26 protein-coding genes are annotated in these 14412 nt (G+C 72.5%); 25 read left to right on the top strand and 1 reads right to left on the bottom strand.

The window, feature by feature from the left end:
• Positions 1–15: 15 nt before the first annotated feature.
• The 5 genes from ACGFZP_RS05225 to ACGFZP_RS05205 all read left to right on the top strand — a co-directional run bounded on the left by ACGFZP_RS05225 (position 16) and on the right by ACGFZP_RS05205 (position 2159).
• Positions 16–648 carry a hypothetical protein gene (locus ACGFZP_RS05225; protein WP_392928767.1) on the top strand — a complete coding sequence of 211 codons (633 nt, stop codon included), beginning with the start codon at positions 16–18 and terminating at the stop codon, positions 646–648.
• Positions 649–676: 28 nt separating this feature from the next.
• Positions 677–1252, top strand: coding sequence for a hypothetical protein (locus ACGFZP_RS05220; protein ID WP_392928765.1), 576 nt, complete (start codon positions 677–679; stop codon positions 1250–1252).
• Positions 1249–1518, top strand: a complete 270-nt coding sequence (locus tag ACGFZP_RS05215) for a hypothetical protein (protein WP_392928763.1) — start codon at positions 1249–1251, stop codon at positions 1516–1518. The genes ACGFZP_RS05220 and ACGFZP_RS05215 overlap by 4 nt, the downstream gene beginning before the upstream one ends.
• A 124-nt stretch (positions 1519–1642) precedes the next feature.
• A complete protein-coding gene (locus tag ACGFZP_RS05210) occupies positions 1643–1849 on the top strand; it encodes a MerR family transcriptional regulator (protein ID WP_392928760.1) in 207 nt (68 codons plus the stop codon).
• A gap of 22 nt (positions 1850–1871) precedes the next feature.
• The gene (locus ACGFZP_RS05205) at positions 1872–2159 is read left to right on the top strand and encodes a hypothetical protein (RefSeq protein WP_392928758.1); all 288 of its coding nucleotides are present in this window, start codon (positions 1872–1874) and stop codon (positions 2157–2159) included.
• A 3-nt stretch (positions 2160–2162) separates the two neighbouring features.
• Here ACGFZP_RS05205 and ACGFZP_RS05200 read toward each other — a convergent pair whose 3' ends face one another.
• The gene (locus ACGFZP_RS05200; protein WP_392928756.1) at positions 2163–2492 is read right to left on the bottom strand and encodes a hypothetical protein; all 330 of its coding nucleotides are present in this window, start codon (positions 2490–2492) and stop codon (positions 2163–2165) included.
• A gap of 49 nt (positions 2493–2541) precedes the next feature.
• Between ACGFZP_RS05200 and ACGFZP_RS05195 the strand changes: the two genes are divergently transcribed.
• From ACGFZP_RS05195 to ACGFZP_RS05100, 20 genes are all read left to right on the top strand, one after another.
• A complete protein-coding gene (locus tag ACGFZP_RS05195; RefSeq protein WP_392928754.1) occupies positions 2542–2712 on the top strand; it encodes a hypothetical protein in 171 nt (56 codons plus the stop codon).
• Between the two features lie 35 nt (positions 2713–2747).
• Positions 2748–3098: a holin gene (locus ACGFZP_RS05190; protein ID WP_392928752.1), complete on the top strand. Its 351-nt coding sequence runs from the start codon at positions 2748–2750 to the stop codon at positions 3096–3098.
• Positions 3095–3415, top strand: coding sequence for a hypothetical protein (locus tag ACGFZP_RS05185; RefSeq protein WP_392928750.1), 321 nt, complete (start codon positions 3095–3097; stop codon positions 3413–3415). The genes ACGFZP_RS05190 and ACGFZP_RS05185 overlap by 4 nt, the downstream gene beginning before the upstream one ends.
• The gene (locus ACGFZP_RS05180) at positions 3408–3572 is read left to right on the top strand and encodes a hypothetical protein (RefSeq protein ID WP_392928748.1); all 165 of its coding nucleotides are present in this window, start codon (positions 3408–3410) and stop codon (positions 3570–3572) included. The genes ACGFZP_RS05185 and ACGFZP_RS05180 overlap by 8 nt, the downstream gene beginning before the upstream one ends.
• A 175-nt stretch (positions 3573–3747) precedes the next feature.
• A complete protein-coding gene (locus ACGFZP_RS05175; protein ID WP_392928746.1) occupies positions 3748–4365 on the top strand; it encodes a hypothetical protein in 618 nt (205 codons plus the stop codon).
• The gene (locus ACGFZP_RS05170; RefSeq protein ID WP_392928744.1) at positions 4365–4553 is read left to right on the top strand and encodes a hypothetical protein; all 189 of its coding nucleotides are present in this window, start codon (positions 4365–4367) and stop codon (positions 4551–4553) included. The genes ACGFZP_RS05175 and ACGFZP_RS05170 overlap by 1 nt, the downstream gene beginning before the upstream one ends.
• Before the next feature lie 150 nt (positions 4554–4703).
• Positions 4704–6278 carry a hypothetical protein gene (locus tag ACGFZP_RS05165; protein WP_392928742.1) on the top strand — a complete coding sequence of 525 codons (1575 nt, stop codon included), beginning with the start codon at positions 4704–4706 and terminating at the stop codon, positions 6276–6278.
• Positions 6279–6290: 12 nt separating this feature from the next.
• Positions 6291–7757, top strand: coding sequence for a phage portal protein (locus ACGFZP_RS05160; protein ID WP_392928740.1), 1467 nt, complete (start codon positions 6291–6293; stop codon positions 7755–7757).
• 3 nt (positions 7758–7760) lie between these two features.
• On the top strand, positions 7761–8783 hold the full coding sequence (locus ACGFZP_RS05155; RefSeq protein ID WP_392928738.1) for a hypothetical protein: 1023 nt from the start codon (positions 7761–7763) through the stop codon (positions 8781–8783).
• 52 nt (positions 8784–8835) lie between these two features.
• Positions 8836–9582 (top strand): hypothetical protein, encoded by a 747-nt coding sequence (locus ACGFZP_RS05150; protein ID WP_392928736.1) that lies wholly within the window; start codon positions 8836–8838, stop codon positions 9580–9582.
• Positions 9583–9607: 25 nt separating this feature from the next.
• Positions 9608–10468 carry a P22 coat protein - protein 5 domain protein gene (locus ACGFZP_RS05145; protein ID WP_392928734.1) on the top strand — a complete coding sequence of 287 codons (861 nt, stop codon included), beginning with the start codon at positions 9608–9610 and terminating at the stop codon, positions 10466–10468.
• Between the two features lie 16 nt (positions 10469–10484).
• The gene (locus ACGFZP_RS05140; protein ID WP_392928732.1) at positions 10485–10862 is read left to right on the top strand and encodes a hypothetical protein; all 378 of its coding nucleotides are present in this window, start codon (positions 10485–10487) and stop codon (positions 10860–10862) included.
• Positions 10862–11188, top strand: coding sequence for a hypothetical protein (locus ACGFZP_RS05135; protein ID WP_392928730.1), 327 nt, complete (start codon positions 10862–10864; stop codon positions 11186–11188). Before ACGFZP_RS05140 ends, ACGFZP_RS05135 begins: the two co-directional genes overlap by 1 nt.
• A gap of 9 nt (positions 11189–11197) precedes the next feature.
• Positions 11198–11764: a hypothetical protein gene (locus ACGFZP_RS05130; RefSeq protein WP_392928728.1), complete on the top strand. Its 567-nt coding sequence runs from the start codon at positions 11198–11200 to the stop codon at positions 11762–11764.
• The gene (locus ACGFZP_RS05125; RefSeq protein ID WP_392928726.1) at positions 11761–12183 is read left to right on the top strand and encodes a DUF6093 family protein; all 423 of its coding nucleotides are present in this window, start codon (positions 11761–11763) and stop codon (positions 12181–12183) included. Before ACGFZP_RS05130 ends, ACGFZP_RS05125 begins: the two co-directional genes overlap by 4 nt.
• The gene (locus ACGFZP_RS05120; RefSeq protein WP_392928724.1) at positions 12180–12563 is read left to right on the top strand and encodes a hypothetical protein; all 384 of its coding nucleotides are present in this window, start codon (positions 12180–12182) and stop codon (positions 12561–12563) included. Before ACGFZP_RS05125 ends, ACGFZP_RS05120 begins: the two co-directional genes overlap by 4 nt.
• On the top strand, positions 12560–12967 hold the full coding sequence (locus tag ACGFZP_RS05115; RefSeq protein WP_392928721.1) for a hypothetical protein: 408 nt from the start codon (positions 12560–12562) through the stop codon (positions 12965–12967). Before ACGFZP_RS05120 ends, ACGFZP_RS05115 begins: the two co-directional genes overlap by 4 nt.
• A gap of 16 nt (positions 12968–12983) precedes the next feature.
• Entirely contained in the window at positions 12984–13313 is a 330-nt protein-coding gene (locus ACGFZP_RS05110) for a hypothetical protein (protein ID WP_392928718.1), read from the top strand.
• Between the two features lie 85 nt (positions 13314–13398).
• Entirely contained in the window at positions 13399–13878 is a 480-nt protein-coding gene (locus ACGFZP_RS05105) for a hypothetical protein (RefSeq protein WP_392928716.1), read from the top strand.
• Positions 13878–14411 (top strand): hypothetical protein, encoded by a 534-nt coding sequence (locus ACGFZP_RS05100; protein WP_392928714.1) that lies wholly within the window; start codon positions 13878–13880, stop codon positions 14409–14411. The genes ACGFZP_RS05105 and ACGFZP_RS05100 overlap by 1 nt, the downstream gene beginning before the upstream one ends.
• Position 14412 lies beyond the last annotated feature (1 nt).

The raw sequence follows: 14412 nt of genomic DNA, 5'->3' as shown, positions 1-14412 counted from the left end.
CACAGGAGACCGGACATGCTCCCCGCCCCGTACCTCGACCGCCTCCGCACCCAGCTCCAACAGCTCCCCGAGCTGATCGCCCACGCCCACCTCGCGCTTCTGCCCGGCGCCGGTCCGCGCGGGGCCCGCGTCTCCGGCGCCACCCGCACCCCGCCCCTCCCCTGCCGCCTCGACGTCCTCGACGACCTCGGCCCCCGCCGCGACAACACCCCCACCCTCGGCCTCCTCACCAGCTGGGCCGAGACCGTCCTCGACGATCGCCGCCGGGCCAACGACTGGTCCGCCTGGGCCATCCTTCCGACGCCGACCCGCGCGCCCTACGAGCTCGACAGCGAGCACCAGGCCCGAACCGCCATCCAGTACCTGCTGTTCCACCTCGCCTTCGCCGCCACCCGCACCTACGCCACAGACCTCGCCGACGAGGCCGGACAGCTCCACCGACACCTCAGCGAGGTCACCGGGTGGTACCGGCTGGACAAGCCGGCGCGCCGCCGCGCGCTTGCCCTCCCCTGCCCCCGGTGCGGCCTCCTCTCCCTCAGCCAGGCCGAGGGCGACGACATCCGCTGCAGCGACGACGTCTGCGGCGTGATCATGCGCCAGACCGAGTACGACGCCCGCGTCGAGGACTACCTCGCCACCGCCGCCTGACAGCCCTCTTACCTCGCCCGGAGTTACCGTGAGCAGCCCCCTTACCCTCGGCGCCGTCCACGCCGCCCACCTCCACGGCATCGCCGGCGCCTGGACCATCACCGGCACCGCTACCGTCTGGGCCACCGACGACACCGACACCGTCCTCCTGCAGCTCAGCGACAGCCCCAGCCCGCACCGCATCAGCCACGCCACCTACTGCCGCGGCAGGGTAAGCAGGCTGCCCGACGGCCGCCGCGAGGTCGTCGACCTCGTCGTCCCGCTGCCCGGCCCCACCCGCATCAGCCTCGGCTGGCACGTGCTCCACCAGCGTGCCCTCGACGACCTGCCCCACCACATCGAGCAGGCCGAGAAGGTGTTGGAAAGCTGGCTTCCCCTCCCTCCCGGCGACGGCCCCCTCGGGGTAAGCGCACTGCCCTGGCTCGCCCGGGCCGTCGAGCGCACCGCCCACCACCCCGACGACGACGACGCCCGCGACGACCTCGTCCGCCGGCTTCGCGCCGGCGGCGTCCCCCGCGACCTCGTCGCCGCCACCGACGGCCGCAGCCCCCAACGCATCACGCAGATCGCGACCGGCGCGACCCGTGCCACAGTGACCGCATGACGACCACGGTGTACGACACCGCTCTACGCGCTGCCCGCCAGGGCGCCGCCCGCCTGGAGACCCTGCGCGGCCTCGCCGTCGACTACGGCCTCGACCGAGACCGGGCGGACGCCCTGCTCGTCCAGGCCCAAGCGGGCGAGGTCGGCAGCACTCCCACCGCCGACACGTTCGCCACCGCAGAGCTGCTGCTGTGGGCCGAGTACGAGGCCGCACACCCGGTGCCCACCGGCGACCCATTCACCAAGCTCGCCACGCCGGGCGCCTAGCGGGAACGCCGCTTGCGCAAGATCCGCGCCATGTGTCAGGCTGCTGCCAGCACCACACGTGCGCCCACGTACAGGAAGGCCCGACCACCACGGTCGGGCCTTCCGCGTTTCCCGGGAGGCCGTCATGTCCAATCTGATGACCCCCCGGGAGGCCGCCGCCCTCTGCGGCGTCACGGTTGACGCCATCTGGCAGTGGAAGCGCCGCGGCCTCTTGGAGCCCGCCGGCCTCGACGAGCGCGGCCGCCCCCTCTACCGGCAGCTCGACGTCGCCCGGGCCGAGAAGCGCACCCGCGCCCGGGCACACCGCACCGTCGGCCCCGTCGCCGCCTGAGCCTCACCACCGAAGGAGCGCCGTGCAGCCCACCATCGGACGCATCGTCCACTACACGCTCAGTGAGCAGGACCAGCAGCGCATCACCGCCCAGCAGAATCGGCCCCTGCCTGACGGCCGAAGCCCGCTGTCCAACTCGGCCCAGGCGGGCGACGCGTTCCCCGCCGTGATCGTCCGCATCTGGGACGCCACCCCCGGGTCACCGCTCTGCAACCTGCACGTCCTCCTCGACGGCGAGCTCACCCTCTGGGTCACCAGCCGCGCCGAAGGCGCCGAGCCTGGCACCTGGGCCTGGCCACCGCGCACCTGATCGCTACGGCACCAGCGGGCCCTTGCCCACCACCCGCGGCCCAGCCGGCGGCACATCAGGCACCGCCTCGTCCTCCCGGCGGCCGCCGACCAGCCCGCCCACCACCGCAGCAGCACCGGCCACCGTCAACAGCCACGCCGTCCCCGACCGGCCGGACAGCTTCATCGAGCACTCCGCAGCATCCGCGCGCGTCAGCGCGGTGATGCCCGTGCCCTCCTTCGGCGACCACGCTGACCCGCAGTCACCCACCGAGGCGACCCCAAACAGGATCCCCCCGCAGACCAGCACCACCCCGGCCAGGCCCACGCCCTGAGCCACCTGCGACACAGCCATCACAACCCCCTCGCTCGACAGGGCGCCAGCGTAGAGGCAGGTGATCGCGGTGGCCAGACGCAGAGCCCACACCAGCACCACCCCGGTCGAACTCCGGTACGCGGGCACCGAGCTCGCGATCTCCCGGCTTCAGCAGGAGCTGGACAGCACGCTAAGCCAGACCTGGGGTGGGCGCCTCGCGCTGCGGCTCGCTCGCTGGTACGCAGCGTGGAAGAGCTGACCGTGGCCAGACGCAGAGCACGCACCGTATGCACCGTGCCCGGCTGCCCCGAGATCACCGACAGCGGACGCTGCCCCACCCACCGCGCCGAAGCCGAACGCGCCCGCGGCACCACCACCCAGCGCGGCTACGGCCAACAGCACCGCACCCGCTTCCGCCCCGGCGTCCTCGCCCGCGACCCAGCCTGCGTCTGCACCGAGCAGGACCACGGCCACGCCCAGCCCTGCGGCCAGCCCAGCCGACACGCCGACCACTGGCCGCTCTCCCGCCGCGAGCTCGTCGACGCCGGCCACGACCCCGACGACCCAGCCCACGGCCGCGGCCTCTGCCACAGCTGCCACTCCCGCGAGACCGGACGCCACCAGCCAGGAGGGTGGAACACGTGACCGTCATCAGAGTCCTACTCCGCGAGGAACTCGACACCAACCGCGAGGCGATCTGCGCCTGGCTCACCGCCAACCACATCGACCCCAAGCACGTCGACCCCGCATGGATCTCCATCGAGCTCTACGCAGGCGAGAAGCTCATCCGGTGGAAGGCGATCAAGCGCACCATCGACGGCCGCGCCCTCGTCGACCCGGACAACCCGAACCAGCACTGGACCGTCCAGCTCCAGAACCGCCTACTCGTCGAGCTGGACCTCCCCGCACAGCGCCCGCCACAGCTACGGCGGGAAGCGGTCGGACAGCACGCCGATGGGTGAGCACACGGTGCGGCTCTACAGGCTGCCAGGAGGCGGCCTGGTGCTCGCTGAGGAGCACACGTGGACAGCCGAGGAGTGGCAGGCCGCCCAGCACGCTCTGGCCGGCCACCAGCCGCCTGCCAGCTCCCTCTGGCTGTCGACCACGGAGGGTGACTGACCCCAGGGGGGTGACCCCCTCCGGCAACCCGCCAGGGACCCGCGGGGGAGGCAGCTCGCTGTGTGTACGGGTCTGGGAGCCCCAGACCTGAGCGTCAAGTGACGCACCGTGACATCTGGCCCCGCCGCAACGGTCCGGGCCGCACCGTGCCGCAACGGCACTCCGTGGAGGCGACATGGCAGGCATGGGCCCGGCCCCGAAGCCGGCGAGCGAGCGGCGGAGGCGCAACGCCACGCACGCGACGACCAAGCTGCCCGCTGGCGGCCGGACCGGCGATCCACCGCGTTGGCCGCTGCTCGACGACATCGTGATGACGACCCAGCGCGACACCGCCCAGCGCCAGGTCGACGAACTGGAGCTCCAGCTCCTGGAACCGACGCTGAAGGGACGGCCGAAGGGCACTGCCCAGCGCAAGCTCGACGCCGCCCAGTCTGCACTGAACATCGTCTCCGCCCAGCTCACCGCTGCCCAGGCCGTTGAGGCCGAGCTGTGGTCCGAGCTGTGGGCCACCCCGCAAGCGGCCGCCTGGGAGCGGCTCGGCTGGACCCGGGAGGTAGCCCAGTACGTCCGGTGGAAGGCGAAGGCGGAGCAGGGCGACATGGACGCCGCCAAGGAGGCCCGACAGTTGGCCGACCGGCTCGGCCTGAATCCGCTCGCGATGCTGCGGCTGCGGTGGGAGGTCGCCGCCGACGAGGTCGCCGAGCAGCGGCAGGACCGTACGGCCCGGCAGCGTCCAGCCAGCGCCCGCCAGCGGCTGAAGATCGTTGACCCGAACGCGGCGGGAGGTGCCTGATGGCCGACGTCGTGAAGCTGGAGCCGGGCGACGTACTGATCCTGTCGAACCTGGGCGACTCCGATCTCGCCGATCTCGTTCCCGCGGCCGAACTCCTGACCCGCTGGCTGGGAGGTGGTGGCGTCTACCTGTTCTCCGGCAACGTCGACATCTCGAAGCTGTCGGCCGTCGAGGCGAAGGGGGCGTGATGGCTGGCGTGTACCCAGACCGTGAACGAACGCTGCGGCACCTGCAGTTCAAGCGGGCCGTGTACCTCTGTGGCCGGATGCCCCAGCGCGTTGCTCTCGGGGTCGGTCAAGCCCCGGAGAGCCTCGGCCTCATCAGCAAGGTGCCCGCCCGTGCCGTGGCGAGGACCTGAGTATGCGGGCGAGTTCCCCACCCTCGGCTGGACCGTCGGCGAGTGGATCGAGGAGTTCTGTGTCATCCCGGACGGCGACCGGGCGGGTGAGGCGTACCGGCTGACCGACGAGATGTGGACCTTCCTGGCCCACCACTACCGGCTGCGGCCGGGCGCCCAGGCCGGGCAGCGGGCGCCCGCCTTCGCCTACCGCCGCAGCCAGTTGGTGAGGCCCCAGAAGTGGGGCAAGGGCCCGTTCTCGGCGGCGCTGATCTGCGCTGAGGGGATCGGGCCGGTTCTCTTCGACGGCTGGGACGCTGACGGCGAGCCGGTCGGTCGGCCGTGGCCGACTCCGCTGATCCAGATTGCCGCCAACAGCGAGGACCAGACGGCCAACGTCTACGCCGCGCTGCAGCCGATGATCGAGCTCGGGCCGCTCGCCGACCTGATCCCGGACACCGGGGACACCCGGATCAACCTGCCGGGCGGCGGCCGGATCGACCCGGTCACCTCCCGCGCCCGGACCCGGCTCGGCCAACGCGTGACCTTCGTGGTGCAGGACGAGACCGGCCTGTGGACGGTCGCCTCCGGCATGGTGCAGGTCGCCGAGACCCAGCGCCGCGGCCTCGCTGGCATGGGCGGCCGCTCGGTCGAGACCACCAACGCCTGGGATCCAAGCGAGGACTCGGTCGCCCAACGGACCGCCGAATCCCGAGTGGAGGACATCTACCGGGACCACCGGCTCGCCGACCCGCACCTGAACTACAAGCTCAAGCGGGACCGTCGGAAGATCCACCGAGCCGTCTACGGCGACTCAGCGAAGCCCCGGACCGGGTGGGTCGACCTCGACGCTATCGAGGCCGAGGCCGCCGAGCTGGTCGAGAAGGACCTGGCCCAGGCCGAGCGGTTCTTCGGCAACAGGGTGACAGCGGGCGTCGGCACCTGGATCGAGCGCGCGGTCTGGGACACGCTCGCCGAGGCGCGCGAGGTGCCCCGCGGGACCCGGGTGACGCTCGGCGTGGACGGCTCGGACCTGGACGACTGGACCGGCTTCCGGTGCGAGACGCTGGACGGCTACCAGTTCACCCCGGTGTACGGGCCGGACCGGCGCCCGTGCGTATGGGACCCGGCGGAGTGGGGCGGCCAGGTGCCGCGCCTCGAGGTCCAGGCCGCATTCGACGAGGTCATGCGCTACTACGACGTCGTCCGGGCCTACATCGACCCGCCGTACTGGGAGACCGAGACGGACGCCTGGGCGGAGACCTGGGGGGACCGGGTGGTGCGCTGGTACACCCAGCGGGTCACGCAGATGCACGCCGCCGCAGAGCGGCTGGTCACCGACGTGACGAAGGCGGACACGGTGCTGCGGCACGACGGCTGCCCGACAGCGTCGGCGCACGTCGGCAACGCCCGCAAGGCGGCCCGGCCCGGCGGGAAGTACGTCCTGCGCAAGGCCAGCGTGCACCAGAAGATCGACGTCGCCGTGTGCTCCGTGTTGGCGCACGAGGCGGCCGGAGACGCGGTCGCCGCCGGCCTCGCCAAGCCGCAGCAGCAGTTCTACGTCTACACCGGATAGGGGGTGGTGCCCGTGGCCACCGTGGAGCAGGCCCGCGCCCTGGTCGACGTCCTCGCCTCCGAGCTGACCAGCCGGGCGTCGGCGGCGAAACGCACCTCGGACTACTACCGGGGCAAGCACCCGCTGAGGTTCGCCAGCCGGGAGTTCCGGGACTACTTCGCAGAGCAGTACGCCGGGTTCGCCGACAACTGGGTCCAACCGGTCAGCGACAGCCCGGTGGAGCGGCTGACCGTGGTCGGGGTCCAGGCCGCCAGCGAAGTCAAGGCCGACAAGGAGCTCTGGCAGGTCTGGCAGCGCAACGGCCTCGACGCCGACAGCCAGCTCGGGTTCCTCGGCGCGGTGACCTCGGCGCGCTGCCACGTCCTGGTGTGGGGAGACCCGGGCAACCCCGACCTGCCGATCGTCACCTTCGAGGACGCGTCCAGCTCGATCGTGCAGTACGAGCCGGGGTCGCGCCGCCGGCGCCGGGCCGCGCTGAAGCTGTGGCAGGACGGGATGCGCGAGTACGCGACCCTCTACCTGCCCAACCAGGTCTGGAAGTTCGAGCGGCCGACCGGTCCTGGGCCGAGGAAGTCGCCGCAGATGGCTGAGGCCGACGAGGTCATGGACTCGTGGGAGCCCCGCGAGACCGGGAAGGAGCCGAACCCGCAGCCCAACCCCATGGGCACCGTGCCGATGGTGGAGCTGCCGAACCGGCCGCTCCTCGCCGAGGACCCGATCTCGGACGTGGCCGGGGTCATCTCGATGCAGGACGCCATCAATTTGCTGTGGGCCCAGCTGTTCACCGGCGCCGACTACGCCTCCCTGGCCCAGCGGGTGGTGATGGGCGCCGAGGTGCCCAAGATGCCGATCCTGGACGCGAACGGGCAGAAGGTCGGCGAGAAGCCCATCGACCTGAAGCGCTTCGCCAAGGACCGGGTCCTGTGGCTGGAGAACCCCAACGCCAAGATCGGCTCGTGGGCGCCCGCCGACCTCAAGGCGTACACCGAGGTCATCACCGTCGCGGTCGGGCACATCGCCGCGCAGACCCGCACCCCGCAGCACTACCTAGTCGGCAAGATGGCCAACCTGTCCGGGGACGCCTTGCTGGCCGCCGAGACCGGCCTGGTCAAGAAAGTCGAGGAGAAGCAGCTCTGGTTCGGGCAGGCCCTGCGCGAGGTCTTCCAGCTCATCGCGCTGGCCCGCTTCGAGCGCGAGAAGGCGTACGCGGTCGCCGGCGGGAGCGTGTTGTGGGCCGGGGTCGAGTCCCGCTCGATCGCCCAGCTCACCGACAGCCTGCTGAAGTTGAAGCAAGTCGGCTTCCCCTTCGAGTGGTTGGCCCTGCGCTTCGGCCTGACTCCGACCGAGGTGGCCGACCTGATGGCCATGCGTGAGCGGGAGGCCGAGTTCGACCCGGTGTCGGCGCTGATGAACTCGGCCCAGCGGGTCGAGGGCGCCCACCCGACGCCCGGGCCGCAGCCTGCCGACGTGCCGGAGTAGGCCGTGGACGTGATGGAGCTGGCGGCGCTGCACCTGGCCGCCCGGCGCCGAACCGCTGCGGCCGCCGTGCTCGGCGCTGTCCGGGAGTGGCGCACGCTGGACGCCGACGACCTCACCGGATCGTGGGAGGCCGCGATGCCCCGGCTCCAGGCCGTCCTGTCTGCCGGGCAGCTGGTCGCCGCCGGCGCCGCCCAGGCGTACACGGACACGGCCCTGGCCGCCCAGGGCGTCCCCGCCGCTCCGTCCCGCATCGACCCCGCGGCGTTCGCCCGGACGGCGGTCGACGGCCGCAGCCTCGTCAGCCTGCTGTACCTGCCCGTCATCGACACCGAGCAGGCCCTGGCCGAAGGCGCGAGCACCCAGGAGGCGTTCGGCGTCGGGGAGCGCAAGCTCCGCATGCTGGTCGACACCGAGGTCGCCGACGCGGGCCGGGCCGCCGACGGCGTCGGCATCACGGCCAACCGGCGATCGCGCGGCTACGTCCGCATGATCTCCGGCGGCGCCTGCGGGCGGTGCGCGCTGCTCGCCGGCAAGGAGTACGCGTTCAACCGCGGGTTCCAGCGGCACCCGCACTGCCACTGCACGCACGTACCCATCGGCGGCCGCACCGGCTTCCGCGGCCGGACGCTCAACGCGCGCGACTACTTCGACTCCCTCACCCCGGCCCAGCAGAGCCGGGCCTTCACCGTGGCTGGCGCCCGGGCGATCCGCGACGGCGCCGACATCACCGCGGTGGTCAACGCCCGCCGCGGCGTCACGACGATCGGCTCCTGGGTGCGCGACGACGTCACCCACCGCGGCCGCGTGGTGCGCATGGGCACGCCCGGGCGCCAGGTCACCACGACCACCGAGGGCACCACCCGGCGAGGCCTGGCCGCCCGGCGCCTGCGCGACCTCGACGCCGACAAAGCCCGCGGCCGCGGCGCCCGGCGGGTGAACCGCCTGACCCCCGAGGCGATCTACCGGCTCGCCAGCGACCGGGACGACGCGATCCGGCTGCTGCACCGGTTCGGCTACCTCTTCTGACCGTCCGGCCGCCCGCAACGGGCTGCCCCGACTCCTGCAACAGGAGCATCCGATGCACCACAGCACACTGCCCAGGCACCCGCGCACCGGGCTCACCGCCGTCGGCTGGCGCAACGCCCGCCCCGGCGAGAGCGGACCGCAGCCGATCTGGCCGATCCTCGGCGGCGCCCCCGAGGGCGAAGGCGAGGGGGAGGACGAGGAGGAGCCGGACGACGAAGAGGAGGCCACCGAGGAGGAGGCCGACGACGCCCCGCTCGGCGAGGCCGGTACGAAGGCCCTCGCCGCGGAGAAGGAGCGCCGCAAGGCTGAGGCCGAGCGGCGCCGGGCCGCCGAGAAGCGCGCCACCGACCTCGAGGCCCAGCTCGCAGCGGCGAAGCAGGGCGACGGCGCCCCCGACGAGGACCGGATCCGCCGCGAGGCGACGACCGCCGCCACCGCGCACGCCAACGCGCGGATCATCAGCTCCGAGGTCCGGGCGGCCGCCTCCGGGAAGCTCGCCGACCCCCGCGACGCCCTGCGCTTCATCGACCTCACCCGGTTCGAGGTCGACAAGGACGGCGCAGTCGACGAGGAGGAGATCGCCGATGCGATCGCCGACCTCCTCAAGTCCAAGCCGTACCTGGCCGCAACGGCCGGTGCCGACGGCCGCCCCCGCTTCGAGGGCACCGCCGACCAAGGCGCCCGCAAGGGCGCCGCCGGCCCCCGCCAGCTCGGCGAGGCCGACGTCAAGAAGATGACGCCCGAACAGATCGACGAGGCTCACCGCAAGGGTCAGCTGCGCGACTACCTCGGCGGATAACCACCACCCAGAGGAAGGACCCACCGTGGCCATCACCCGGTTCAAGCCGGAGATCTGGAGCGCCAAGCTCGCAGTCGCCTCCCGCAAGGCGCTCGTCTACGGCGGCCCCATGGTCATCAACCGCGAGTACGAGGGCGAGATCGCCGACGCCGGCGACACCGTCCGGATCACCTCCATCTCCGACCCGACGGTGGGCACCTACGTGCCCAACCAGACGGTCATCACCCCGGAGGAGCTGACCGACGCCCAGCGGGCCCTGGTCGTCGACCAGCAGAAGTTCTTCGCCTTCAAGGTCGACGACGTCGACAAGCGGCAGGCCAAGGGCGACGTGATGACCGAGGCCATGTCCCGCGCCTCGTACCGGGTCGCCGACCAGCAGGACCAGTACATCGCGGGCCTGTACACCGGCATCGTCGCGGCCAACGTCCTCGGCAGCACGGGCGCCCCGATCAACACCTATAGCACCCCGACCGACGCGTACGACAAGGTCCTGGTGCCGCTGCGGACCAAGCTGGCGAAGGCGAACGTGCCCAGTCAGGGCCGGTATGTCGTCGCCTCCCCGGAGTTCATGGCCTCGCTGCTGCTCGACTCCCGGTTCATCAAGGCCAACGAGGCCGGCACGCCGGACGCCCTGCGTAACGGCCTGGTCGGCCGCGCCGCCGGGTTCACGATCTTCGAGAGCAACAACACCCCGGTGCCCACCGGCGACATCCAGGTCATCCAGGCCGGTGTCAACGCCGCGATCACCTTCGCCGACCAGATCGCCAAGACCGAGGCCTACCGGCCGGAGAACAGCTTCGCGGACGCGATCAAGGGCCTGTCGGTCTACGGGGCCAAGCTGATCCGCCCGGACATGCTCGCCTGCGCCTACATCGACCCGGCCTGATCGGAGACCAGACACCATGGCACGCACCGCTGTCGCCTACAGCAGCTTCCTCCCCAACAGCTCCGTCACGGACGCGTCCCTGACGGCCGTCACCCTCAACCCGGGTACGAACAACGGCCACTCGATCGCCAAGGCGGTGCCCGAGCTGACGGTCCTGCGGGTCGCGGTCGGCGCGACCGGCGGCAACATCACCGTCAAGGCCGGCACCTACCCGCCCGCGATCGCCGCCGGCCAGGGCGACCTCGTTGTCAACGTCGCCTCGAACACGATCAGCTGGATCGGCCCGTTCGAGTCCGGCCGGTTCCTCCAGAACGACGGCAGCATGCTCATCGACGTCGCCGCCGCAGTCGTTCCCGGCACCATCACCGCGCTCCGCGTCCCGAGGAACACCTGATGGCCGCCGAGACGATCCACGTGCGCGGCGAGGGCGGCACGGTCATCGCGATGGACCTGCCGCTGCCCGAGGCCATCGCCCAGCGCCTGGCCAAGGGCCAGCTGCAGCGCGTCACCGAGGACGGCAGCCCCTACACGGCCCCGCCCCCCGACGACGTGCCGTCCCTACCGGCCAAGGCGCCCGCCAAGGCCGCACCGCGGGACGCCTGGGTCGGCTGGGCGGTGGCCTGTGGCGCCGACCCGGACCAGGCCGACGGCATGACCAAGGCCGACCTGGTCGACGCCTACGCCGAGCTCACCCCCCGGGAGCCCGCGCCGAGCGAGTAGGAGGCGACGATGAGCCTGCCCGCGCTCGCCACAGCGGCCGACGCCGCCGCCCTGGACTACGCCCTCCCCCCGGCCCGCGCCGACGCCCTGCTCGCCAAGGCGTCAGTGCGCATCCGGCGGGCGGCCGGCCAGCCCATCACGCCGAGCACGGTCGTCGTCCAACTCGACTCGGAGGAGGGCTCGGTGGTGCTCCCGGCTCCACCGGTCATCACGGTGCAGCAGGTCCAGGCGGTCACCGCCGCCGGCACGCTGACTGTGGTGACCGGCTGGGTGTGGGACGGCGAGCGGCTGCGGCTGCCGGACCCGTGCACCACCCGGGTTCAGGTCACCTACCAGCGCGGCTGGACGGTCGTCCCGGACGGGCTCGTGGACCTGACTTGCCAGGTTGCCCAGCGCTTGGCAGACACCCCCACCACCGGCATGGCCACCGGCATCCGGTCCGAGCAGATCGACGACTACAGCGTCACCTACGCCGTCGAGCAGCTGGACGCCGCTGGCGACCTCCTGCCTGGCGAGCGGACCGCGCTGGCCGATGCGCTCGGTGCCGCCCCGACAGCGTGGGTGGTGAAGTCGTGATCGAGCCCGCTGTCCTACTCGCGCGCGGCCGGGCCGCGGCGGAAGTGCTGATGCTCGACACCGTGCGCCTCGTCCGCCCGGGCACCGACGTCTACGACCCGGTGACCGGAGCGACCGCCCAGCCGGACGCCCGCGTGCTCTACGGGGGGCCGGACGGCGGCCGGGCCCGGGTGAAGCCCAACGACGCCATGAGCGAGGACGTGCAGGCCGGACAGCGGGCCGTCGTACTCCGTCGGTACGTGGTCTCGCTGCCGTGGTCGGCCGTCCCTGCCGGTGGCGAACGAATCGTCCCCGGTGATCGGGTCGATGTGGTCGCGTCCCCAGACGCCAGGCTTGTCGGCCTGGCTCTGTGGGTTACCTCGGTGGGCGAGTCGGCGACGGCCACGGCGTGGCGGATCAGTGCGGAGGACCGGTCATGAGCGCGGACATCCGCGAGCTGGAGGCCCTGGTAGCCGATCTCGCCCGGGCCAGCGCCGAGACGGACCGCCAAGCCCGGCAGGTCCTGGCCAAAGGCGCCCTGAACGTCAAGCGGGACTGGCAGACCAACGCCCGAGCCAGCAGCGGCCGGTACGCGCCGCACTACCCCCGCAGCATCTCCTACGACCCGCCGTCCACCGGGCCCGCTGGCATCAGCGTGGTGATCGGCCCGGACAAGGGCGCGGCTCAGGGCGCACTCGGCAACATCCTCGAGTACGGGACGAGCACGCAGGCCGGCCACAACGACGGCGGGAGGGCCCTGGCTGCCGAGGAGCCGCGGTTCTTCGCCGCGGTCGAGGCCCTCGCCCGGGACCTGCTGTGAGCGCGCCTGCCGTCCTGCCGCACGTGGAGGCCGTCCGAGCGGTGCTCGCCGCGGTGCCGCTGACGGTGTACGTCGGCGGCGCCCCGGCCGGCCCGACGCCGCTGCCGAAGTCCTTCGCGGTGCTCTACCCGGCTGGCGGCCAGGCCGGGCCGGTCAGCCTCGCCGACGAGCGCACTGCGCTGGACGTCCTGCTGCAGGTCACCTACGTGGCGACCACGCCCGAGGGCGCCCTCGGCACAGCCGACCGCGGCCGCGTCGCGCTCGCCGGCCCGCTCACGGTCGACGGCCGCGTCTGCTGGCGGCCCGAGGAGCTCGGCGGGCCGCCCCTCGCCCGGGACGACGACGTCACCCCGCCCCTCTACTACCTGCCAGTGCAGTACCGGATCCGATCCATCATCGCCTGACGACAAGGAGGCCCCCGTGGCCACTCTCACCCCCGCAGCGCTCTCCGCGGCGGGCACCCTCGAGTCCCCCGTCGCCGCGTCCGCCGGCGGCGACAAAGTGGCCCCGGTCGGCGACCGCGTCTGGGTGGAGGTGACCAACGGCGGCGGCAGCAGCATCACCGTCACCGTCCCCTCCTACGCGGCCGTCCGCGGCCTGGCTGCCGCCGACCGCACGGTCACCATCGCCGCCTCGGCCACCAAGAAGATCCCGATCTTCGCCGACCTCAACACCAACCCCAGCGACGGCCTCGCATCGATCTCGTACTCGGGCGTCACCACGGTGACCGTCGCCGCCTACCGGTCCTGACCCAGGGCGCTGTTCGCCCGCCCCGTTGACCTGCCGCCCCGCCGCCCCGGCGCCGGGGCGTTTCTCATGCCCCGAGGAGCCCCCCGTGTCCGACCTCATCAGCGACGGCCTCACGAAGGTGGTGTGGTGCGCATCGCTCTCCAGCCAGAGCGCGCCGACCGCCGCCGAGCTCAACGCCGCACCCGACTACACCACCCGCATCACCCCCGACGGTCTGAAGGTTGACCCGACCACGGCGGGGGTCGACACCGGCAGCCTCGCCAGCACGACCGACACCGAGGAGGTCGGCCGGGTCAAGTGGGACCTGGAGATCACCTTCAAGGTGGGCTCGACGCCGACCGAGCAGCTGCCCTACACCACGCTGACCCGGGGTACGCACGGCTACCTCGTCGTGCGCCGGGACGTTCCGGTCGCCACCGCGTTCGCCGCCGGCCAGGCCGTCGAGGTCTACCCGGTCGCCTGCGGGCAGCGGGCCCGCAAGTCGCCGGCCGCCAACGAGGTCGCCAAGTACGCGGTGCCGATGAAGGTCTTCGCCGAGGCGATCCCGGACGCGGTGGTCGCCTGATGGCCACCCAGCCCAAGGCCGCGCCGACGGCCGCCGCCATCCTCGCCCGGGTCCGCCCGCGCACCGAGACTGTCACCCTCTACCTCGACGGCGAGGCCGCCGGCCGGATCTCCCAGCTGGAGTCCCGGTTCGCTGCCCTGGCCGACTGGCAGCCCGAGTCCCTTGCCGAGCCGGACCCGCGCCGAGCGATCGCCGAGGAGATCGTCGAGCTCCAGGACCGAATCCGCGACAGCGCAACGGACTTCACCCTGCGGGCCCTGCCCCCGGAGGCCTGGTCGGACATCCTCGCTCTACACCCGGGCCGACACGCCCAGGAGCTCTACAACCCGCTGACGCTGCCGCCCGCGCTCGTCCCGGCCTGCCTGGCCGAGCCGGCGATGTCGCCGGAGGAGTACGAGCAGCTCACCGAGGGGCTGAATCAGGGCCAGCGCGACCAGCTGGAGCTCGCTGCCTGGCAGGTGAACAACGAGGCCACCAGCATCCCTTTCTCGCTGGCCGCCTCCGCACTTCGGTCGTCCACCGGCGAGAGGTAGA

Source organism: Kitasatospora sp. NPDC048239 (genome assembly GCF_043202015.1).
Classification (GTDB): domain Bacteria; phylum Actinomycetota; class Actinomycetes; order Streptomycetales; family Streptomycetaceae; genus Kitasatospora.
The sequence above is the reverse complement of the archived record's forward strand: the minus strand, read 5'-3'. Positions and strand labels throughout refer to the sequence as shown.